This window comes from Paenibacillus sp. PL91, assembly GCF_012935325.2.
Classification (GTDB): domain Bacteria; phylum Bacillota; class Bacilli; order Paenibacillales; family Paenibacillaceae; genus Pristimantibacillus.
Genome location: NZ_JABBYG020000014.1, coordinates 142,671 through 164,930 on the forward strand (window position 1 = coordinate 142,671; position 22,260 = coordinate 164,930).

The 22,260-nt window shown below is 47.4% G+C and carries 22 protein-coding genes and 1 pseudogene; 13 read left to right on the plus strand and 10 right to left on the minus strand.

Going from position 1 to position 22,260, the window contains the following annotated elements:
• The first annotated feature begins 65 nt into the window (after nt 1–65).
• Nucleotides 66–545 carry a transcription elongation factor GreA gene (gene greA, locus HI950_RS26045; RefSeq protein ID WP_169084157.1) on the plus strand — a complete coding sequence of 160 codons (480 nt, stop codon included), beginning with the start codon at nt 66–68 and terminating at the stop codon, nt 543–545.
• A gap of 148 nt (nt 546–693) precedes the next feature.
• Nucleotides 694–777 (plus strand): annotated as a pseudogene (locus HI950_RS26050) (S-adenosylmethionine decarboxylase); the annotation flags it as partial.
• 331 nt (nt 778–1,108) lie between these two features.
• Here HI950_RS26050 and HI950_RS26055 read toward each other — a convergent pair.
• Entirely contained in the window at nt 1,109–1,360 is a 252-nt protein-coding gene (locus tag HI950_RS26055; protein ID WP_169084158.1) for a hypothetical protein, read from the minus strand.
• Between the two features lie 243 nt (nt 1,361–1,603).
• Here HI950_RS26055 and HI950_RS26060 point away from each other — a divergent pair, with 243 nt between their 5' ends.
• The 5 genes from HI950_RS26060 (at nt 1,604) to HI950_RS26080 (ending at nt 6,140) form a co-directional block, all read left to right on the plus strand.
• Nucleotides 1,604–2,158: a pyridoxamine 5'-phosphate oxidase family protein gene (locus HI950_RS26060; protein WP_169084159.1), complete on the plus strand. Its 555-nt coding sequence runs from the start codon at nt 1,604–1,606 to the stop codon at nt 2,156–2,158.
• A gap of 76 nt (nt 2,159–2,234) precedes the next feature.
• Nucleotides 2,235–2,891 carry a glycosyltransferase gene (locus HI950_RS26065; protein ID WP_169084160.1) on the plus strand — a complete coding sequence of 219 codons (657 nt, stop codon included), beginning with the start codon at nt 2,235–2,237 and terminating at the stop codon, nt 2,889–2,891.
• A 273-nt stretch (nt 2,892–3,164) separates the two neighbouring features.
• Nucleotides 3,165–4,361 carry a ParM/StbA family protein gene (locus HI950_RS26070; RefSeq protein ID WP_169084161.1) on the plus strand — a complete coding sequence of 399 codons (1,197 nt, stop codon included), beginning with the start codon at nt 3,165–3,167 and terminating at the stop codon, nt 4,359–4,361.
• Nucleotides 4,362–4,415: 54 nt separating this feature from the next.
• Entirely contained in the window at nt 4,416–4,787 is a 372-nt protein-coding gene (locus tag HI950_RS26075; RefSeq protein ID WP_169084162.1) for a hypothetical protein, read from the plus strand.
• Between the two features lie 405 nt (nt 4,788–5,192).
• A complete protein-coding gene (locus HI950_RS26080) occupies nt 5,193–6,140 on the plus strand; it encodes a GGDEF domain-containing protein (protein ID WP_169084163.1) in 948 nt (315 codons plus the stop codon).
• Between the two features lie 67 nt (nt 6,141–6,207).
• Here the strand turns inward: HI950_RS26080 and HI950_RS26085 are convergent, their stop codons facing one another.
• Both HI950_RS26085 and HI950_RS26090 read right to left on the minus strand, forming a co-directional pair.
• Complete coding sequence (locus HI950_RS26085) at nt 6,208–7,389, minus strand: NAD(P)/FAD-dependent oxidoreductase (RefSeq protein WP_169084164.1); 1,182 nt, start codon at nt 7,387–7,389, stop codon at nt 6,208–6,210.
• Between the two features lie 36 nt (nt 7,390–7,425).
• Nucleotides 7,426–7,866 carry a DUF1641 domain-containing protein gene (locus HI950_RS26090; RefSeq protein WP_169084165.1) on the minus strand — a complete coding sequence of 147 codons (441 nt, stop codon included), beginning with the start codon at nt 7,864–7,866 and terminating at the stop codon, nt 7,426–7,428.
• A gap of 379 nt (nt 7,867–8,245) precedes the next feature.
• Between HI950_RS26090 and HI950_RS26095 the strand changes: the two genes are divergently transcribed.
• Complete coding sequence (locus tag HI950_RS26095; protein WP_169084166.1) at nt 8,246–8,584, plus strand: MGMT family protein; 339 nt, start codon at nt 8,246–8,248, stop codon at nt 8,582–8,584.
• Nucleotides 8,585–8,736: 152 nt separating this feature from the next.
• The gene (locus tag HI950_RS26100; protein WP_169084167.1) at nt 8,737–9,972 is read left to right on the plus strand and encodes a peptidase; all 1,236 of its coding nucleotides are present in this window, start codon (nt 8,737–8,739) and stop codon (nt 9,970–9,972) included.
• A 64-nt stretch (nt 9,973–10,036) separates the two neighbouring features.
• Here HI950_RS26100 and HI950_RS26105 read toward each other — a convergent pair whose 3' ends face one another.
• Complete coding sequence (locus HI950_RS26105) at nt 10,037–11,341, minus strand: ABC transporter permease (protein ID WP_169084168.1); 1,305 nt, start codon at nt 11,339–11,341, stop codon at nt 10,037–10,039.
• A gap of 15 nt (nt 11,342–11,356) precedes the next feature.
• On the minus strand, nt 11,357–12,034 hold the full coding sequence (locus HI950_RS26110) for an ABC transporter ATP-binding protein (RefSeq protein WP_169084169.1): 678 nt from the start codon (nt 12,032–12,034) through the stop codon (nt 11,357–11,359).
• 198 nt (nt 12,035–12,232) lie between these two features.
• On the opposite strand from HI950_RS26110, the gene HI950_RS26115 reads away from it, so the two are divergent.
• Complete coding sequence (locus HI950_RS26115) at nt 12,233–12,691, plus strand: hypothetical protein (RefSeq protein WP_169084170.1); 459 nt, start codon at nt 12,233–12,235, stop codon at nt 12,689–12,691.
• Between the two features lie 74 nt (nt 12,692–12,765).
• Here the strand turns inward: HI950_RS26115 and HI950_RS26120 are convergent, their stop codons facing one another.
• Nucleotides 12,766–15,000, minus strand: coding sequence for a GDYXXLXY domain-containing protein (locus HI950_RS26120; RefSeq protein WP_191297057.1), 2,235 nt, complete (start codon nt 14,998–15,000; stop codon nt 12,766–12,768).
• A 264-nt stretch (nt 15,001–15,264) separates the two neighbouring features.
• On the opposite strand from HI950_RS26120, the gene HI950_RS26125 reads away from it, so the two are divergent.
• The 3 genes from HI950_RS26125 to HI950_RS26135 are packed head-to-tail and all read left to right on the plus strand — an operon-like array spanning nt 15,265 to nt 17,942.
• Complete coding sequence (locus HI950_RS26125) at nt 15,265–16,713, plus strand: DEAD/DEAH box helicase (RefSeq protein ID WP_169084172.1); 1,449 nt, start codon at nt 15,265–15,267, stop codon at nt 16,711–16,713.
• A 15-nt stretch (nt 16,714–16,728) separates the two neighbouring features.
• The gene (locus tag HI950_RS26130) at nt 16,729–17,301 is read left to right on the plus strand and encodes a class I SAM-dependent methyltransferase (RefSeq protein ID WP_317618446.1); all 573 of its coding nucleotides are present in this window, start codon (nt 16,729–16,731) and stop codon (nt 17,299–17,301) included.
• Between the two features lie 26 nt (nt 17,302–17,327).
• Complete coding sequence (locus HI950_RS26135) at nt 17,328–17,942, plus strand: class I SAM-dependent methyltransferase (protein ID WP_169084173.1); 615 nt, start codon at nt 17,328–17,330, stop codon at nt 17,940–17,942.
• Between the two features lie 3 nt (nt 17,943–17,945).
• Here the strand turns inward: HI950_RS26135 and HI950_RS26140 are convergent, their stop codons facing one another.
• The 4 genes from HI950_RS26140 to HI950_RS26155 all read right to left on the minus strand — a co-directional run bounded on the left by HI950_RS26140 (nt 17,946) and on the right by HI950_RS26155 (nt 22,151).
• The gene (locus HI950_RS26140; protein WP_169084174.1) at nt 17,946–18,641 is read right to left on the minus strand and encodes a class I SAM-dependent methyltransferase; all 696 of its coding nucleotides are present in this window, start codon (nt 18,639–18,641) and stop codon (nt 17,946–17,948) included.
• Between the two features lie 240 nt (nt 18,642–18,881).
• A complete protein-coding gene (locus HI950_RS26145; RefSeq protein ID WP_169084175.1) occupies nt 18,882–20,402 on the minus strand; it encodes a DHA2 family efflux MFS transporter permease subunit in 1,521 nt (506 codons plus the stop codon).
• A gap of 19 nt (nt 20,403–20,421) precedes the next feature.
• Entirely contained in the window at nt 20,422–20,940 is a 519-nt protein-coding gene (locus tag HI950_RS26150) for a PadR family transcriptional regulator (RefSeq protein WP_169084176.1), read from the minus strand.
• A 227-nt stretch (nt 20,941–21,167) separates the two neighbouring features.
• On the minus strand, nt 21,168–22,151 hold the full coding sequence (locus tag HI950_RS26155; protein WP_169084177.1) for a BadF/BadG/BcrA/BcrD ATPase family protein: 984 nt from the start codon (nt 22,149–22,151) through the stop codon (nt 21,168–21,170).
• Nucleotides 22,152–22,260: the final 109 nt, after the last annotated feature.

Genomic DNA, 22,260 nt, shown 5'->3' on the forward strand with positions numbered 1-22,260 from the left:
GCTTTTCGCTTATTTTTGGAATATAGGGTAAGATTAAAGGAAGAAAGCAAATAGGAGTTGTTTAAATGTCGAAAGACGAAGTGATTTTGACTAAAGAAGGCTTGGCGCAGCTGCAGGCCGAGCTGGACGATCTTAAATATGTAAAGCGCAAGGAGCTTGCCGCACGGATTAAACTGGCGATCAGCTACGGTGATTTAAAGGAAAACAGCGAGTATCATTCCGCCAAAAACGATCAATCGTTTATGGAGACGCGCATTCTTATTTTGGATAAAATGCTTAAGAAGGCTCGCGTTATCGAATCGGCTGCGCTGGATCTATCGAAGGTCAGCATTGGCTTGACGGTTATCCTCAACGACATTGAATTCAAAGAGAAGATTGAGTATAAAATCGTGGGTACGGAAGAGGCTGACGTAGCGGAAAATAAAATCTCCTACGAGAGCCCGCTTGGTAAGGAGCTGCTAGGTAAAGAGGTTGGAAGCATCGTGAGCGTTAACGCGCCGATGGGCGTTATTAAATACGAGCTTCTTGAAATTAAAGCGACGTAATCATTCTTCCACGAATCCGGGCTGCTGCGGCCAAGTCGAAATTGACTAAGCTGCTGCAGTTTTTTTTATGCATCACCGTTAAGCCATCCTCCTGATTTTCTTCCTGAAGCTACCCATTCATTCTATTACCGTTAGAAATTAAATAAATTTATTGTCAGAGAGCCATATGTCGATACATACGTATCCCAATAAAGGCTTTGCGGCACTCGACTGTTACACCTGCGGGTCAAGTCGAGCTTGCTCAGACTCCCAACCACCACCGACCAAGCACCGACCAAGCACCGACCAAGCACCGACCAACCACCAACCACCACCGACCACCGACCAACCACCAACCACCAACCACCAACCACCAACCACCAACCACCAACCACCAACCACCAACCACCAATCTCCGATCACCGATCACCGACCAATCACCAACCATTAATCACCAACTCCGACTAATCACCAATAACCAATCACCAATCACCAACCATCAACCCCAACCCCAACCCCAACCCCAACCCCAACCCCAACCCCAACCCCAACCCCAACCCCAACCCCAACCCATCAAACCTTCCTCAAACCTTCCTCAAACCTTCCTCAAACCAATTCAAAACTTTACAATCGAATAAAACAACAGGAAAAGCTCCTGCTATTTTCTCGAAATGAGACGATTTAGACCGTTTAACTGGAAAATCTCCCGTTAATACTGGCACAATCCCACCAATCCGCTCAAAAAGGAAAAAATAACGGGAGAAAATCCATCTATATCTGATTTCTACCCAAAATGGCTTGAAATAACGGGAGTTTTTCCCGTTAACTCTTGCCACTTGCGTCCATGAGCTCCCATCAGCATCGAACAAGCATCGCATAAGCCTCGAACGCAGCCTCATCCACCTCTGCAATATAACCCCGCATACGTATTGCACATAAAAAACAATTTTTTACGAGTGCCGCCATATTACTTTTGGAACGAATTGACAAAAGGGGAAGGTTGCTTATACATTAATAGCTAACGACAGAAGTGCATAGGATAAAGCATTTGATTTTGGAATAAGAAGGGTGAGGGCATTATGGGAAAACAATTTGATGCGATGCTGCCGCAGCACGAAGCATTTATCCGCCAGCAGCACATTTTTTTCGTAGGATCGGCGCCGTTGTCGGAAGAGGGACATGTCAATATTTCTCCGAAAGGACATGACTCCTTCGCCATTTTATCCCCTAATCGCGTTGCCTATTTAGACCTGACAGGCAGCGGAAATGAAACAAGCGCGCATCTTGATGAGAATGGGAGAGTTACCATCATGTTTTGCGCATTTGAAGGAGCGCCCAACATCTTGAGATTGTACGGTATAGGTACGGTTGTGCTTCCTGGCTCCGCGGAATGGGATGCCTTGTATCCGCTGTTCGCGCCGATTCCGGGCGCTAGGCAAATCATTGACATCGAAGTTCACAAGGTGCAGACCTCCTGCGGCTACTCGATCCCGTTCATGTCCTACGAGGGTGAAAGAGATACGCTGCAGCGCTGGGCGGCTCTAAAAGGCGAAGAAGGCTTAAAGGAATATCGAAAAGAGAAAAATTCGAAAAGTATTGATGGAATGCCTACACCGCTTAGCCAACTTCTATGAATGAAATGAAAGGAATAGCAAACACTATGACAGGCTATTCGTTATTCCATTCATGTCATTAAAGGAGAAGGTATCCATGAAGAGCAGATTGCTTATCGTTGCGCTAGTATGTATGATGATGGCTTTTAGTGCTGCCCCGCTAAGCGCGGAAGCAAACGGCAAACATCACCGAAATGGTCATGAGGGCTATGTGAGCCCTGCTGCCGTAAAGCTGAAGGAAGATATGAGAAAGCTATGGATCGATCATGTCGTATGGACAAAAAGCTACATAGTGAGTGCGATTGCAGGGCTGGAGGATCAGCAGACCGTACTGGATAGACTGCTAAAAAACCAGCAGGATATTGGGGATGCGGTTAAGCCGTTTTATGGCGAGGCAGCAGGCAATAAGCTGGCTGAGCTCTTGAAGGAGCATATTTCGATTGCAGGCCAAGTATTAACGGCGATGAAGAGTGGAAATCAAGCAGACGCAGATAAATACAATAAAGAGTGGCATAGAAATGCCGATGATATCGCGGCTTTTCTTAGCAGCGCCAACCCGAACTGGACGGATAAGCAGCTAAAAGAGATGTTATATGTTCATTTGCAGTTCATTACCGATGCTGTCATGGCAAGGCTTACTAAGGACTGGAAAGCTGATGTTGTTGCCTTCGATAAGGGCCTGGATCATATGATTATGTTTGCGGACATCCTCTCGGATGGGATTATCAAGCAATTTCCGAAAACATTTCAATAGTTGAATAGACATCTCATGAGCTAATCCGTTGACGACGGGTTAGCTTTTTTTTGCTGCTAAAATATATAAATCCGACAGCATCGCCTTCCAACCGCTTCATATGCACATTTTCCGACAAAAAGAGATGAGAAAAGTTTAATGGGGTATGGGACTCTAGCTTGATGTATACTAACACTTTGTATGGCAAAGTAATACCAAGGAATGTTTTACGTTTATACACATATGCCATCAGCTAGTTTGTTTCCTAAAACCTTTTCTAGGAGGAGAGCAATTATGAATTATCATTTCTTTGTAGGCAACGATAACGGAAACAGTGAGCATGATCTTATTATTGACGGTAAACTGATTCAGCAGCCGAATGTGAATTGTACGGTGGACGAGCTTCCATGGAGCGAAGAGCAATCGCCGGAAAGTTTTGTGAAAAACTTACAGGACCAGCTGGTCGTCACGATCGATTCGCCAGCCGCAAGACCGGGCATGTACTATGTTGGGAAGTTTGCTCTTGAGAGCGGAGAAATATTGGACAACCTTCAAATCGGCATCGATCAAAAAAGTGATATGGATTTGCCGATTATTAATACGCTGGCACAAATCGCAGCGATGGCCGTTCAGAAGGCATTTGAGGAAGAGAAGAAAATACCTGAGCAAATCGACGTAGAGGTTGATATGGCAACGGCGCTGCCGGTGACACAGCATACGGATGAGACGTCGGCCAAATTTGAGAAACGGTTTACATCCGGTACGCATCACGTAACCGTACATTTGGGTATCCAGCGCGTAGCCGTAAAAATCGTATTCCCTTTCGCTAAGGTCGTCCCAGAGGCGACGCCGGTTATTTTCACATTGCAGAAGGATTCCGCTGGTGGCTGGAGAGAAGGAGAAATCTTTGATGATTTCCTGCAATCCTATGGGATCGAGAAGAAATTTAACGGCAGTTATTTTAAAGACAAGCGCATTCTTCATATCGATATCGGAGATGGCTCTACGGAGTATCCGATTACCGAGGGCAATAAGTTTTTGCGTCAATTCGTTCACGGCAGCCACCATGGCGCTGGATATGCGATTGAGGAAGCATTGCAGGAGTTCAACCGACTCATTCATTTGCCGGATAGCCCAAGGCAGTTTTTCAGTGATGTTATCAAAAATCCGAAGCATAAATACCATGCAAGGGCATTGAAAACATTAAAAAGGCCGCTTGAAAGCCAAGTTAGACAAATTGTGCAGCATGTCAAAAAACAGCTCACGAAGGCTCGTAATGAGATCGATCTCATCTGTGTATATGGCGGCGGCAGCATTCTAATGCGTTCGGTCCTATATCCGCAGCTTAAGGAACTGTGCACGGAAAGAGAAATGCAGCTGCTGTACATTCCGGCTGATTATGCCGTGCTTCTGAATGCAATGGGGCTCGACGCTTTTGTGCGCGGCAAAATTTACGAGGCGCTCAAAAATAAAGCGGTTCAGCCTGCATAAGCTTTCATCATGCAAGCTTGGGCATAATCTAATGGATTCTGGTAGGTGATTGTTATGAAAAAAACGAAGCTTCCTGGCGACAACATTAGCTTGAAAACCAAAAAAACAGAGGATCCATTGGTGATGCAATGGCTGAATTCGCAGTCCAATCTGATGGATTCTCTACGATATTTGGTCGAGAATGAAATCTCTTTGAATGGTGTTCGCAACCTGCAGGCATTCGTACCAATGGAGAGAAATATGCTGCAGGGCACTTCTGCCGCGCAGCAAGCAGCAAGCGAATATCGGCCTTATGCTGCAGGCATAGAGCAAATGGCGGCAGCTTCGGAAGAAGCGGTAGCAGTCGAAAAAGCTCCTTCGGCGTCTACTCCTGAGCCGGTGGCCGAAGAAGAAATAGATGATGATGATATTGAAGCTTGGAGCTAGTACCGTATAACAGGCTATTTAGGACATACTTAGTAATACCTAGTGACATTCAGTACTATCAAGAAATACCCAATAACACAAAACAATGCCAAGCATGGCTTTACCGTGCTTGGCATTGTTTTGTGTTATGATGAGCATATAACACTACCTATTCACCGTTTACGGACCAATAATTTTCAGTGACAAGGCCTCCATTTCCTTATACGATATACGTATAGATGGATTCGGCAGAGAGGAGCATCCGAGATAAAAGAGCAGAAAGCTTTTTATTATGAAAGCGCTGTAAACTTTATAGTAATCATCATTTGCTGGGTTATGGTCTTAATCCTATCGGCTGGCTTTTTGATCGAATTTGTAAAGGGGACTCGTTCGATAGCATTTGTGGTGTCTATTTTGACGGGAGGAATGGTGTCTGTTATTGCAGGTACGATCTTCTATAAAATAAATCCGCTCACCAGATATGTACGATACACGACCTTTAGCGGCTTCTTCTTGATGTATGTGTTCACCTTATTGTCGGCTACAACATCGGTGACCTTTACCTTCGTGTTCCCGCTTGTGACGTTATTTTGCCTTTACGTCGACCGTTGGTTTATGATCATCGTTTGTACCCTTATTTTATTGCTGAACGGATTATATATTGCGAATAAGCTCATTCATATAGACAGGCTGGAGGCAGGCGAAGCTGCATATAACCAATTTACGACAACGATGCTCATACACACCTTTGTATTGCTGCTGTTTATGTCCAGCTTAATCGCAATCGTATATGTCTTTCATAGACTAAGGCAAGCGATGGATTATAAAATAAAGGAAGCAAATCTTGCCAGAGTAACGGGGCAGAAGTTGTACGCGCAAGCGACAGTTGACGATCTGACAGGCGTATTCAACCGCAGACATTTTGTAGAGAGAGTAAGGGAGCAGCTGAACGAGACAACCCCGGGCTGCTCCTTGCTGCTGCTGGATGTCGATGATTTTAAGAAGGTTAACGATATACATGGACATTTGGCTGGAGACAAGGTATTGATGGCCTTCTCGAGCCTGTTGCTTAAGGCATATGCAGATAGCGGCCTTGTAGGTAGAGTAGGCGGCGAGGAATTTGCGGTGTTCCTAAGGACCAGCAGCGAGAGAGATAGCCAAGAGCGTGCCGAGCGGCTGCGAAAAATGATAGAAAGCAGCGAAACGTGGATAACCGAGGAGAAGTCCATTTCGGTCACGACCAGTGGCGGACTCGTTTACTCGGAAAGAAGCGAAATGACCTTTGAAGAGCTATTTCAGCTTGCGGACAAAGCATTATATGTATCGAAAAATTCAGGCAAGAACAAAATTACGAGTGCCGCATCCATTGATTAAGACGATAACGAGTATGTAAACAGAAAGAAGGAGGGCAGCTTGCCCTCCTTCTTCCTATTTCCGTATATTAGTACGCAAGTGCGAATAGACCGTGGATATGCGAAAGGTAACGAACGTTGCTCGCTTCCTTCATCAGGGATGCAGGCAAGCCCTTCAATTGTGTCGCGTTTCCGCCGATCGTACCTACGCCGTCTTTGCGTCCAAGGCTGCCAAGCGTTCCGGAGAATACCGGTACGAACTTATCCATAACGCCGCCTTTGATTTGAACCGCTAGGTTGTAGCCTACCGTTTCGCCCATTTGCCAAGCAAGCTGTGCTGTTGGCGGGTAAGGACGCTCGCTGCCTTCTGGGAATACAACTGCGCAGTCGCCAGCAAGGAATACATCAGCATGCGATGTTGATTGCAGCGTTGGCGTAACGAGTGAACGGCCGCGGTCTTCTGCAAGGCCGCTGCTGCCGACAACAGGGTTGCCTTTTACGCCGCCAGTCCAGATAATTGTGCTGGACTCGATTGTGCGTCCGTCTTTAAGCGATACGGAGCTTTTTGTAGCTTCTGTAATCGCAACGCTAGTAATGAAGTTAACGCCGCGTTTCTCAAGGCTGGAAACAGCACGATCGATCAATACTTTCGGGAAGATTGGCAGAACGGCTGGACCAGCCTCTACGCAATATAACGAAATATCATTGAAGTCGATTCCTTTGCTGCGGCAAATCTCAGGAAGTCTGTCAGCGAATTCGCCTACAAGCTCAACGCCAGTCAAGCCGCCGCCGCCCACAACGATCGTTGCGTCAGCTTTGTTGCCTGATTTTTTGTAAGCGTCAAGGCGATCCTCAACATGCTTACGGATGCGGTTAGCATCAGCAACAGATTTAAGGACAAGGCTGTTCTCTTCGAGACCAGGGATACCGAAGTAGTTCGTTTCGCTTCCAAGCGCCACAACAAGCGTATCGTACTTCTGTACTTGGCCGCTTGCAAGAACAACTTGCTTCTCGTTTGGTTTAATTTCTTTCACCGAATCAACGATGATATTGACATGTTTGTCGCCTAGAAGCTTGCTAAGTGGAAGAGCAACCGCTTGCTCAGCAATGGTGTCTCCTGCAAGTCTGTGCAGCTCAGTAATGATTTGGTGAGTGGGGAACCGGTTCACGATTGTGATGCTAGCTTCTGCTGCTGACAAGTGTTTGCGTGCTGTTAGAGCAGTAAGCAAACCGCCATAACCGCCACCAAGAATTAAAATTTGCTTCGACATGTTCATCCTCCGTTCGTTCTATGCGTAATCAGTGTATTATGCGTTTTCGTTTTTGCGTTCAGACAACACGCTAAGGAAAGCTTGCGCAAAGCGCAGCGTTTTTTGAACTTCCGGATCCTTCAGCATTTTCAACATAGCGAATAGGCCAACGGTAGAACCGGCAGCTTCTTGGGAGCGCTCGCCAGCTTCAATAGCTGCAGATGCGATACCTTTTGCTTTCTCTTGGACCGGTTTGACGAATTCACCGATACCTTGAGCGAAATCGTTGATCAAAACTTTGTCTGTAGCGATGTTTTGTGCAAAATCATAAGCTTTGGTCATAAGCGTGACCATTTCAGCTAGTTTCGGAAGATTGTCCACGAGCACAGTCAACGACTGTTGAACCTCCGGCTTCATTAACTGATCAAGTACATCTAACGATTGTTTTTCATCGACTAGGCTTGCTGCGATCTCTTGTCCTGCAGATGGTTGTGACATAATAGAATGTCCTCCTTTACGTAAAGTTGAAAGTAAGTTTTAGTCTCAATTGTGTCAGCCGCTAAAGGTAAGGATACACCGTCGAAGATTGTTACACTTTTCACATAGTTTTTCGAAAAAATGCTTGAGTGCACGTAACAGTCTAATCCCCACTTCAAGAAGGGAGATGCAATAGCGAGTAGACGTAATCGGATTTGAACCCTTTGCTTCTATTCTACATCGTTTTCGGCAAAAGTTAAAAAGAAATTTATAACTTTTTTCAAAAAAATATTGCGTTGCGTTATCATGGACGGATAGTACTATATTTTTGTCTAATTTACGCGAATTATCCCTAATGCTTTGCGAGATTACAAATTCCATTAGAGAGTGGGTGATACATATGCAACCCTTTACTCATAGGGTTATTAACATCATTAAAGCCATCCCGGAAGGCACGGTCATGACCTATGGACAAATTGCGGAGCAGGCGGGAAGCCGCAGAGGAGCGCGTCAGGTCGTACGGATCCTTCATTCGCTAAGCGATATTCATCAGCTTCCGTGGCACAGGGTCGTTAATGCAAAGGGCGAAATCGCAATTCGGGATGAGGAAGCACGTGATATGCAGGTGTTCTACTTAAACCAAGAAGGTGTGGAAACAAGCGAGGATGGACATGTCGATTTGGACAAATATCGACACCGCTGCGAGGCAGGAGATGGACATTTTTACCCGTTTGAATGAGATTGCATGTTCACACAATGCACACAACTAAGTAAATATTTTCCATGCATAAATGAAGCTTGTGCAACATTCCAAAAACCTCCTCGTCTAAAATCGAGTAGGCCATTCGATAAACGAACATGAAGCATGATTCAGAATTGGAGGAATGACAAATGAACAAGATGTACAAAGTATTAGCAACAGCGTCTATTTTTGCGTTGGCAGCTATGCCACTGGCAGCAAGCGCACAGGACGTTCCGCCGCAGACGATCCATAACGGGCAAGGCAATATTCAGAATCAGCTTAAGATTGTTCCCGGGACAATGGGTCAAATTACGAATTTCGTGAACGATAAAACAGGTAAATTCATAACCGTTACTGGCCGCGCTCTTGCAGTGGGCGATCAGAGTGAAATCATTCTAGCCATTACCAAGGATACAAAGATTGTTGACGCAAAAGGGAAAAGAGTTCCATTAAAAACGATTATTGATGAGAAAAAGATTGTTAAAGCGTTTTACGGCGGAGCGATTACAAAAAGCATTCCAGCTCAAGGAACTGCATTGACGCTTGTCGTTCAAGACCAAAACTTTACCGCAATTGACGGCACCGTATCGGAAGTGAAAGAAAACGGGATCGTCGTAAAAGGTAAAGATATTTATACTTCGATCGAGGATACTATCGTTTTGCATTTTGCCGACAAAGCTCAGCTTTTGGACCAAAATGGCAAGACGATTGAGGCTAGCGCAATCGAGCCAGGCATGAGCGTCAAAGCATTTTACGGGCCTGCCGTTACGATGAGCATTCCGCCTCAATCAACTACAAAATATGTGGTGGTGGACACTACGGCTGGCGAGAACGAGCAAGATGCAGTGGGCACGGACGGAATTATTACGAGCATTACGGATAATAAATATACGGTAATTGGCAAGCCGATGGCAAAGGGCGGAGTGAATCATGTCATTCTAACCGTGGATGAGAAGACGCAAATTGTCGGTCTTGACGGCAGCCCTTTAACGAAGGATGCATTGAAAAATGATGTTCGCGTTGAAGTGAGCTACGGTGAAGTGATGACGATGATCTACCCGGCTCAAACAAAGGCTGACAAAATTGTTGTGAAAGAAACGGAAACGAGCAAAATTGAAGGCACCGTCGTCACTTCGGACCGTACAACGGAAGGCCAAGTATATGTCAACGTAGGCTCTGACCAATCAACAGACAATGATATCATTTTGAACATCTCCGAGGATACAACCGTGATTCCGCTGCTTGCCGGAGAAACCGTACTTAGAGAAGGAACCAAAATTGTCGCTTATCATTCCAAAATGATGACGAAATCGCTGCCAGCCATTACAAATGCTGAAATTGTGATCGTCACTTCCGAAGATAATGCAGCAGCACCTAAGCAATAGTTGTAAAAAAGGAATCAGCCGACCTCTTATAAGGGATCGGCTGGTTTGTTATGCATAAAGGCAATTAGATATCTCTGCGAAGCGCTTGAAGGACGTCGATCTCCGTTGCGCGGCGCGCCGGCCGCATGCCGGATAGAATAGCGATGCCGACACTGATCGCTGCCGATACCCAGATCAGCGTAAAAGGGATATAGCTGAAAACGAAGTCGAATGCTTCTTCTTTGTTCTCATTTTGATTGCTTAGGATAAGAGGGATGATTTTATTAGCGGCTAGACTCACGAGAAAGGCAACTAACGTGCCGATAAGCGTGCCGACCACGCCAATAAAGCTGCTCTCCATAAGAAAGATGCTGCGAATCGAGGAGGGAGACGCCCCAATGGCCTTCATTATGCCGATGTCCTGGGTACGCTCTGTTACCGCCATCGTCATCGTATTATAAATGCCGATTGCCGCAATCAACACCGCTATTGCTCCTACGAATAACAGCCCAAGCTTCACGAACAAGAAGATGGCGTCCACTTTGTTCAGTTCATTGACGACGGAATAGACATTGTAGCCGGCATTTCTAATTTTGTCTGCAATTCCGCTCACATTTTGCATATCATCGGCGTACACCAAAACGTTCTGGTAGCGGTCGATTAGTAGCTGATCCTCCTCGGATAAGATGGAGGCTGCCCATTTGAGCGCTTGCTCATCCATGACGACGGTGCTGTCCTTCAGCCATTCTTTGGGCGGCTGCTTTAGTACGCCTACAATGGTTGCTTGGATCTCGACCGATTGCTGCTTTGTCTTTCGCTGCGGATCGCTAGGCTGAAGCAGTGTGATGTTAATCTTTTCATTCAGTAAGCTCCCTTTATAGGCTTGCTCAGGCTTTGAAGGCAGATGGAGGGTTTCTGCAAAGTTGTAGCCGACAATGATCTCATTCGCTTTTTCCGGGAATCGGCCTTCAGCCAGCTCAAGCTTTCCATTTTTTTCTGTCTCCATGAAAGTAAAAACAGGCGAGCGATCGGTTTCGGCAACATAATCTCCTATAGCGTACTTAGACGCGAGATTGACCGCGTTTTGCCGGACTACCGCTTTCACATGAGGAAGGCCCTCAAAAAAATGGATCTGATCCATCGAATAGAGCGAAGACGTGTAATCGGTTGTCGCTTCTGTCTGATTTTTTTTACCATAAATCGATATTTCAGTAATTTTGCCAAAGGACGTAATTTGCTCAGTCAAGCTCTTCTGAAAGCCGAAACCGATTGAAGCAAGCACGACGAGGAAGCAGCAGCCCATAGCCGTAGCTAAAATCGTCATGAACAGCCGCGATTTATTTTTTTTCATATTTTGCTTCACAAAACGATACTTATCATTCCACTTCACGCGTATCCCTCGCTCCTATATAACCAATTGTCCGTTATGAATGGTCACCGACCGATGTGCGATCGAAGCCACCTCGGCGTCATGCGTAATCATCAGAAATGTTGTGCCCCACTGCTGATTTAATTGCCGGATAAAGGCCAGCACCGTCTGCTCCGTCTCGCTGTCGAGGCTTCCTGTAGGCTCATCTGCGAGAATGATGGACGGCCGGAGCACCATTGCCCGGGCAATACCTATCCGCTGCTGCTGGCCGCCGGACAGCTCGCTTGGATAATATTGCTCATATTCACTCATGCCGACGAGCTCCATCGTTTCCTTCACCAGCTTTCCGCGCTCCTTCTCATCGATCCCCTTGAGAGTAAGCGGAAGCTCGATGTTCTGGAATGCGGTCATGCCTGGCATCAGCTGAAAGCTTTGAAAAATAAAGCCCATATGGGCTAAACGGAATTTTGCCCATTGCGCCTCTGAATAAGCGGTAACATTGGTTCCGTTGATGCTAATGCTGCCGCTAGTCGGCTTTATATAGCCAGCTGCAAGATTAAGCAGCGTTGATTTGCCTGAGCCGCTTCGGCCTAGAACGGACACGATCTCCCCTTTGGCAACCTCGAGATTGACATGGCTTAAAACGGGAACGATCCTTTCGGTGCCTGACTTTCCGATATGGAACTGATGGGATAAGTTTTGAATGGTTATCAATCGAGCAACATCCTTTCTAGTCTTGTAGAGCATGCGCGCAGCAGCTACTTACAAGGAAGACGGATGTAAAAGGGAAAATGTGGCGAATGGGTGGAATTGGATTTTGAGGAAATTAACTTTTTTTAATAAAGCCTTATTTGAAACCCCGTATCCGAACCTTTATTATGGTATAGACCAATTGGAAGGGAGAGCATCATCATGACAACAGAACTTTCACCAAGCAATGTACGCAATTTTACCGTTTCCACTGAAATTTTTTATAATCAGAGCTTGGACATCTATTCGCAAATGATTTATATCGTGCTTAGCTCAAGCACCGCGGATTCAGCATCACTCACCATAGATGAGGTTGCCAAGAAAGGCCGCATGACAACGAAATATGCCATTAAAGCAATGCAAGCCTTAGTTGATGAGCAGCTAATCCCACATAAATTGTTCCGCAAAATGATCGGTGAGTTCCAGGATGATCGTCTGTCATGGGCAGCGAAAGGGCTGTTAACCTATTGCAAGGAGCATAAGGATATCAGTCTGTCCGAGCTTCTGGCGCTCTCTGACCAATCCGGCGAAGACGAGCAAAGCATTCGGAAGGCATTGATGGAGCTGGAGCGAAACGGTTATCTAGAGGATTTTCCCGAGCTCAGCAAGTTGGCAAATTAATCAAAATAGCAGGATGTATGCAGCTTGGTTAGCGGCATTCATCCTGCTATTTTTTGTTATCAAGAGGCTTACGGTTACTCCTTGCTTAATCGCTCCAGTATCGCATCGCCGCTCTTGCCTACCTTTACGTAAGCAAAGCGAGCATTTTGCTCGGTTTCGGTGCCGGTTCCCTCGGGAACAAAATACGTTTCAATACCGTAATTAATGGTTTGCCAGCCGCTCGAAGTGCCATTGATGACGATCTCCTTGTCCGCAAGCGCTTCTCCGCTCGTATAGAGTCGATCAAATACGTAAACCCCGCTATCACCTGGACGAAGCACGACCTTGATCCGGCTGAGGCTTCGGCGCGATTCGATTTCTTTAGCGACATTAACCGGAGGGGTTGAAATGCTGTAGCCCAGCCTTACGTAATCCCCCTGCAGGATGGACCTCGGATCAATCGGCTCGATCGCCAGCTTAATCGAGGTGCCATTCGAGAGCAACGCCTCGCTAGTAGCTGCATGATAGCCCACATAACCCAGCTGCAGCACTATGACAATGCCAATCAGAATGGGGCTTTTGCGCAGCAATCGGCTGTACGCATCGGTCTCTTCAGGGACAGCAGCCCTTGTACGGTAGGCAAAAACATAGGTGACCGCAATCGCGATTAGTCCAAGCAGAGCAAGCGTGATCGACTTATGCAGCAGCGTCCAGAACAAGTCGTAATATTTGAAAGCGAGAAATACGAACCAGAAGACTAAGCTCACAGCAGCCTCGAGCACGCGGTTGCTTCGGACATACACGAAGGCTAACGCTGTCACGACAATGAAGTTCGCGATATTGAACAGCTCGTATGAATAAGGGAAAATATCTTCCATAAACGTAAGCCAGAACAGAAGCAGCAGCGTAAAGAACAGTCCGCATTCTCTTATATTTTGCCTTAGCGCGCCTTCCCTAATCAGAAGGTGGCTAGCGTAGATGACCGCATTCAGGCTCGCCATGATGAACACGATGAAGGAAGCGGCTTGATAAGCCGACTCGAACAGCTGGAACAGAAGAATGGCGATATTGATATTGATCAATGAATAGATGAAGAAATGCTGTGCGCGTCCTTGCAGGCTGAACCAGCCGGCAATCGTCACGGCCAAGAAAAGCAAGGTTAGGCCCGCTAAATCGATCCAAGCGATAGCAATCATTCCCGCAGCGTATCCGATTGTAAGCACCGTATAGCGAACGACGGCATTTAGGCGGCGCAGCAATAGAACGGGAATAATGAACGCGAAGGCGATAATAAGCAGCACGTTCTCTGGCGGCACCGAATCGGATGCCATAAAGACTAAGCCGATTAAAGAAATGCTGCCGATTAATACGCCAATTATCGTGACGATGGTGGAAACAATTTTGCCAACGAGTGCGCTTTTATGCTCTTCTGCTTCCTTGCCGGCTTCTTGCTCCTCGGTTTTTGCAGCATGCGTGCCCAGCTTGTTCAAGTAACGGAAGAAAAAGACGTTTCCTGTAAGCAATAACGTAACAAAGACCAGTCCAAAAACAAAAAATGTAGTGGACGCATGCTCCGACATCAGCTCCAAAAACTTGAATACGGCGAAAGCGGATGCGGCAAGCGCATTAAGCGTCAGCATGATTTTGTTTAGATGAATGCGGGTAAAATAGTAGAATCCAAGCGCAATGGCAGCTACGCAGGCGATATTCATCCATGGCCCATATAGCTCATACAGGGTGGAGTTCGACAAGACGAGCAAGGCGATATGGAACACAATAAAGCTAGCGTACTTCAGCGGGGCCGATAGGATCAGCTTAGCTTCAACGAGCACGAACAGGAGGAGATTGATTAGGGCAAAAAAGCAGCCGATCATCAGCATCTCCCTGTCAGTATGAACGACATGCAGGGAGGTTGGGAAAAAATATTGCCACAAGGTGAGATGAACCAATGCGTACGCGAGCAAGTAGAACGGATTGAAGCGGGTTATAAAAGCAAGCAGCAGTGCCGGTATCGACCAAACGAGAAAAAGCTCGTAATTGTCGGCATGCGAATTATAGATTTGATTTAATAGCGCCACGGCAGCGCCGAACGAAATGCAGCCACCCACTAGAAAGATAGCGGACAGAAAGGAGTGATGGCCGAGCATGATTTTCATTTTGGAAAAAATGAAGCTTACGCCGTAGAACAGCACCATAATGCCTGCAGAGGCAAGTATTTTATCGGCGCGGCCAAGTCCGCCCCAGTTGGCAGCGAAGAAGTAGATGATGGCAGCAAGCAGCAGGGACACGCCCATTAGAAAGCCGACACGCGTAACGTTTAACCGAAGCATAGCACTCACATGCCTTTCATGTTGGTATGTCTGTATTATAATGACCTATTCTATTGCCCACTAGTACTCACTTTTTGTAGTACCGTTTGTTATCTCTTGTACCCCAAATTCCACTTTGTTAAGCGGATATAAAATAATCGCCGTTTCATCGTTTAACCATGTGCGGAAGCGAAATAATAAGGTTTATAGATCAAAAGGCAAGGTAGTGTGCTATTCTTAAGAGTACGAATAAATGAACGATAAAAACGCAAATGAGGTCTATAGATGAGTGAAACAACATTTTCGGATTATGCCTTAAGCAATGAAATCGTACGGGCACTTGAAAGCCTAGCCTACGAAACGCCAACCGAGGTACAGCGAGAGGTGATCCCCGTGGCGCTTGAGCAGAAGGATCTTGTCGTTAAATCGCAAACCGGCAGCGGCAAGACTGCGGCTTACGGCATTCCGCTGTGCGAGCTGGTTGATTGGAATGAAAATAAGCCGCAGGTGCTCGTGCTCACGCCAACAAGGGAGCTTGCCCTGCAAGTGAATGAGGACATCACGAACATTGGCCGTTTCAAGCGGATCAAATCAATGGCCGTCTATGGAAAGGCGCCGTTTCATATCCAGAAGGCAGAGCTGAAGCAAAGAACGCATATGGTCGTAGGGACGCCGGGACGGGTGCATGACCATATTGAGCGGGGAACGCTTGCTTTGGAGCGCATCAAATATTTGGTGATCGATGAAGCTGATGAAATGCTGAACATGGGCTTTATCGAGCAAGTGCAGGCGATTATTCAGCAGCTTCCGACGGACAGGGTGACGATGCTGTTTTCCGCTACGTTCCCGGAGGACGTGGCTAAGCTGTCGCGGAAATATATGAATGAGCCGGTTCATGTGGAGATCAAGGCTGCAGGATTAACGACGGCAACGATTGAGCATTCGGTTATCGAAGTGAAGGAAGCGGACAAATTCGCTTTGCTTCAGGATGTTATGATTGTCGAAAATCCCGATAGCTGCATTATTTTTTGCAAAACACAGGAAAATGTCGATCAGGTGTTCCGCCAAATGGCTGAGCAGGAATATCCATGCGACCGCATTCACGGCGGGATGGAGCAGGACGAGCGCTTTGAAGTGATGAATGCGTTCCGCAGAGGGCAGTTCCGCTACTTAGTAGCGACGGACGTTGCAGCCAGAGGCATCGATATTACGAATATTACACATGTCATCAACTTCGATATTCCGCTCGAGAAGGAAAGCTATGTCCATCGTACGGGCAGAACTGGACGAGCAGGCAAGACGGGCAAAGCGATCACCTTCGTAGCGCCAAAGGACAGCAGACGGCTTGCTGAAATCGAGAGCTATATCGGATTCGCTATTCAGAAATCGAAGGCTCCATCGGAAGAGGCGGTTGACGCGCGCAGGGAACAATTTGAGCAAAAGATCAATGTTGGTCCCGTTCTCAAAAAAGACAAGCGGGAGCAGCTGAATAAGCAGATCATGAAGCTTAATTTCAACGGCGGCAAGAAGAAGAAGCTTAGAGCCGTCGACTTTGTCGGTACGATCGCGAAGATCGAAGGCGTGTCCGCTGATGATATCGGCATCATTACGATACTCGATAATGTCACGGATGTAGAGATCTTGAACGGCAAAGGGTCGCTTGTGCTTGAAGTGATGAAGAATACGACCGTTAAGGGCAAGCAGCTGAAGGTTCGCAGAGGGAACAAGGCTTAAAGCAGAAGCAAGCTCGTGCAAAAAAGTGAGGGAAGCATTATGGAAAGCCTCATCTATCAGATTATGTTGATGGCGGTTGCCGCATTCGTGCTGGTTGCCGTCCTTTTGATCGTTTATACAAGCTGGCGCAACGGCATCTCGCCGATGCCTTCTCCCGCGTCCGTGCGGCGAACGGTCGTCGCTGCGCTGAGAAAGCTGCCAAGCCGCGGCATCATGGTGGAAGCCGGCTCCGGCTGGGGGACATTGGCGCTGCAGGCAGGAAGAGCCCGCAAGGGATGGCGAATTATTGGCATCGAAAATTCAGTTATCCCCATGTGGATATCTTTTCTCGCAGCAAAGCTTAATAATCAGACGAATGTATCGTTCATTAAGGACGATTTATACACATATTGTTACCGGGATGTGGATACAGTCGTCTGTTATCTGTATCCGGGGGCGATGCGGCGCTTAAGCATTATTTTGCGGAGCCAGCTCACGCCTGGTGCGCACATTATAAGCGTCTGCTTCGCGCTGCAGGATTGGGAGCCTGAGCAGGTCATTACGTGCCGGGATATGTACCGGACAAAGGTTTATATTTATGCAGCCTAATGGCTTCGCGGATAGGGGGAGGCTTGATGATGGAAGATTTGAAGGAGCAGTTTGGCGATATCGATATTTACTTATTTGACCAGCTGTTGAAAGGACGTATCACGAAGGAGATGCGAATCCTTGATGCAGGCTGCGGCTCGGGGCGGAATGTAACCTATATGCTGCGAAGCGGCTATAAGGTGTATGCCATTGACCGTTCAGAGGCTGCCGTTCAGCAGGTGCAGCGTGTAGCAGCAGCAATTGCGCCTGTCTGGTCCAAGGAGCAGGCACGTGTGGAGGCTGTTGAGCAAATGAGCTTCGCAGACGAAAGCTTTGACTTTATTATCAGCAGCGCGGTGCTGCATTTCGCGGAGCATGAGGCGCATTTTGACCAAATGGTTCAAGAGCTTTGGCGCGTGCTGAAGCCGGGCGGGCGCTTGTTCGCTCGCCTTGCGTCCTCGACAGGAATGGAGTCCCTCGTACAGCCGCTTGGGAACGAGCGCTATCTGCTTCCTGACGGAAGCAGTCGTTTTCTCGTAGATGACGAACGGCTCTTGGCCCTTACCGCGAGGCTTCAGGGCCAATTATTCGAGCCGCTCAAAACCGTCATCGTGTCCGGCAAGCGCTGCATGACAACCTGGTGCATTCAAAAAGGGAACTAGCTGCTATGCCTCTTGGAGATGCAGCCACCATATGCCCGCGCATTCGGGAAGATGGGCGAGCTTATCCCGCGCGATCTTGTCAGCCAATTCATCGCTGAAGAAGAAGCGGGCTAGCTGCTCGGCTTGTTCTGCGCTGTCAAACGAATAGTCGGTTCGTATCCATTTGTGCGAGAAGCCGTATTGCCCGGCTAAGGCAGCGTAGTACGGCTTTAAGAAGCTGGGCGGATTAGGCGTCTCATAGCCGGTACCCATCGTCTCGAAGATGATTACGGTCCCGTCAGGGCGTAGAACCCGCTTTATTTCAGCCAAGACCTGCCGAATGTTCTGTTCCCAGTCAGCAAGCTCGTCGCTAGCCAAATAACAAATGCTCCAGCCCGACACGACTAAATCTGCGCTATGATCCGCAAGCGGCAGCTGCCGGTGATCGGCTGCTTGTGTACGCCAATTCGTATGGCCAGCCTGTGTAAGCCGCTCGGCCGCAAGATGCAGCATGGGCTCATTCGCATCCAGCGCGATAATCGATCTGGCGAGCCCAGCCAGCACGGAAGTCAGCCTTCCCGAGCCTGCCCCAAGGTCTACCACATCCAGCCCTTCAATGGGCCGTATTTCTTCAATAACTTCCTTTAAATCCGGCTGCTTCGCAATTAATTGATGGTAACGCTCTGCTTCATTGGCATAAATGGCATCATGATCCGGCATCGTTACTTCCTCCTTATTCAAGTTTTTCATTCACTCAACTAGCATAAAGGTATCCGTAACGGCAAGGTCAAGAGTCTCTGGCCAATGGGGTCCTTTTATTCTCCAAATGAAGCAATGGGGCGAAACCTGTAGGGATAGTTTGCTTGTTCTTTCTGATCAACGCAAGAGCCGGTAATCGGCTTGCAACTTCAAGGCAAGAGGGAGGCAGCACTAATATGAGCGCTGCCTCCCTTATTCGATTTATATATGCGCAGCGCTGGCTTGTTTCTTCGTGGAGCCAAGCCTGCTTGCCCCTACAAACATCGCCGTAACGAGGCCAATGCCGCCGATGCAAATGCTGAGAATAAAACCGTGATTAATGGCTGTACCTAGCGCCTCTTGAAGGAAGCTGCGGATCTGGGGATCTAATTGACCGCCTGCTCGCATGAGCAGCTCTGGGTTCGCTAGCGTGCTGATTTTATCAGAAGGAATCCCAGCCTTATCCGCTCCCTCCGTAATTAATTGATTTAAATTGTTGTTCACAATCGTCGCCATGATGGTAGCGCCCATTATACCGCCAATGTTGCGCCAGAAGCCTACGATGGAGGAGCTAACGCCCATGTATTTGGGATCAACGTTTGCGGCAATCGCGCTCTGCGCTACGCTCATTAAAGGCCCGACCGCGCCTAAGCCAAGCAGAATCATAAGGGCAATCATATACCCGTTAGAAGCATGAGAGCTTACGACAGACAGCAGCGAAGCGGCAACAATGGTCATCAGCATCGTGAACAGCATCAGTGTACGGAAGGCGAATTTAGACTGTAAGTAGCCGAATAGAATTGCACCCGCAATGAGTGAAGCCATCATAGGAGTCAGCACGCCGTTGGAATTGGAATGGCCTAATACGCCTACAGTAAAGCTGGGCAGGTACGTAATCGCCGAGAACATAATGACGCCCTGGCAGAAACAAATAATGCTTGTTCCGAGAACCATTTTATTTTTAAAAATGCTAAGGGGAAGCACAGGCTCGGCAGCACGCAGCTCAACGAAAATAAATAAGGTACCAACGACTAAGGATGTCGCGAATAAGCTAATTTCCTGCCATGAGTTCCAAGCATACGTTTTACCGCCCCATTCAAGCGCAAGCATTAAGGAAACTGTCGTGATAATAAGAAATAACGTTCCCAAATAATCGATTTTCGGCTTGCGGTCTGAACGAGTCTCCTTCAAGGCAAACATTAATACAATCATGGATGCTAGCCCGATGGGCACATTGATATAGAAATTCCATCTCCAGCCGAGATGCTCGGCAATAAAGCTGCCAAGTTGGGGGCCTGCAACGGAGGAGAGGCCAAAGATCGCTCCGAATACGCCTGACATTTTTGCTGCATCCTTCGGATCTTTAAAGATGGTATAGATAATAGTGAAGCTGATTGGCATCAAAGCGCCCGAGCCTATGCCTTGAATGACGCGGAACCAAATGAGCTGGTCGGCGCTTTGCGCAAGCCCGCATAAGGCAGAACCAAGCAGAAACATTCCGATTCCGATCAGATAGAACATTTTTCTGCCGAATAAGTCAGATAGTTTGCCGAAGACGAGCATGGTGCTGGTAGCCGCAAGCATATAGGCGGTAAATACCCAGCTTACTTTATCGAAAACGTTAAAATCCTCGCTTAATTTATTGATGCACGAAGCGACAATCGTATTATCCAGCGATGACATCAGAAGCCCTAGCGCCATCGCAAGAATGACGAGCTTATTATTAGAACGTGATCCAGTCATGCCAAACCTTCTCTCCCGATTATAGTTTCTCAATACGCGTTAATCCTTCTTGAATCGTATCCAACTTGGCTCGATACTCCTTGATCCCAATTTCTATGCAAATCATATGTGCCGGATGCATGTCGTCTTTATAAATGGCGTACTTCTCGCTCAGCTCATCCAATTGCTTCTGTGTCTGCTCCTGCGCCTTATTCAACCAATGAATAACGACGTCAGGCTCTACAAATTGGCCAAAATAAAGCCGCATCAGAAAATCAGACTTGATCGCATCGGGTTCTACAGGGCTATGCAAGTAGTTGCTAAACTGGCTTTTGCCTTTCTCCGTTATCGTAAATACATTCTTGTTAGGCTTGCCTTCTTGAAGCACATTTTCCTTCGTTATCAGCTCCTCCTTTTCCAACCGGTGCAGCATAGGATAAATCGTTCCATAGCTGGAGCTATAGAAATAAGAGAATATATCCTCGAACAACTGTTTTATCTCGTAACCTGATAACGAGCGTTTCATAAGCATGCCTAAAATAACATCTTGACTGTTCATTGAAGCATCCTCCGTGTCGGTTTCCTAAGGATGGGCGTCCTCCGGTATTTTTTTCCAAATTAATAACTCGATTCACAATATATCACTTCGATATATATCAAGTCAATATAATTAAATCGTTTATTAGAAAAATTCGTAATTGGCAGGCATTAAAACAGAAAAAAAGCTGTTGCATCCACCAATACGGTGGATGCAACAGGCTTTTAGGTGTAGAGATCAGAGCTTGGCTAATGTTGACGCTGATGATTGTAAGCATAAAGATTCTCGATAAGAGCATCATCTATGGGAATTTCGATATGTTTTAACGCTAGCAATACAGAGCCGATAACGGGGGGGAATTGCGGTTGCACGACGGAATAACGCTTATTGTTTCCATGCAGAAGTTGCATGCTTAGCTCTTTCGAGAAGTAAGGGCTGTTGGCGACGCTGCCTATGAAGGCGACTTCCACCTCATCGCTAGCGAAGGAGGCAGCAAGCAGCTCGATGCCGACCTTGATTTGATCGATGGCGCGATTGCAAACGCGGATCGCCGCGGAGCTTCCTTGCTCAGCCGCTTCTGTAATGGCAGGGGCAAACTCGCCAAATTGCTTATCGCGTTCTCTGCGATCCTCGGCGAACCCTTTTTTGGCTGCGGCTGCCAGCTCACTGATGGAAGAGACGCCCCAATGCTTCAGCATGGCATGAAGAAGCTTATCATCCGTATCGCCAAAGCTGCCTGCCAGCATTTCATATACGGCATCGTAAGCGATAAACCTTGCTGCGCTGGCTGCATAATGATGAAAATCATAATTGCGTATGAATTGCCCGTCCTCTGTGATCCCCACGATGATTGAACCGGTTCCTGCTATGACAATAATGCCGGTTCTCCCCATCAAAGCGCCGGAGTGTGCAGATACAGCATCATTCACATGCCACTTTGGACATGTGAGCCCTGGCAGCTCGGTTAAGGGAGCGATCCATTCGAGATCGGACGGCTTATCGAACCCGGCTATTCCGGCAACAAGCGCCAGTACGTGCTCGGTCGTTCTGCCTGCCAGGCGCAGTGCTTCTGCTATTGCTCCTTGTACGTTTTGGGAAGCCTGCTCGTCTTTATAAAAGGAGGCAGAGCCTCGTTCCGCGTAGGCAAGCACATGGCCCCAAAGGTCGCAGACCATGACGCGGGTGTGCGTCCCGCCGCCGTCTATTCCAATTACAACATGCTCCGCATTCATGTGAAGCCCTCCCACTGGTGGTATGATGGAACGCAATCAAACAAACCGTTAATCCGTAACTGCTATATTTTACCTCAATTTACCAAATGAAAATAGATGCTTTGTTAGG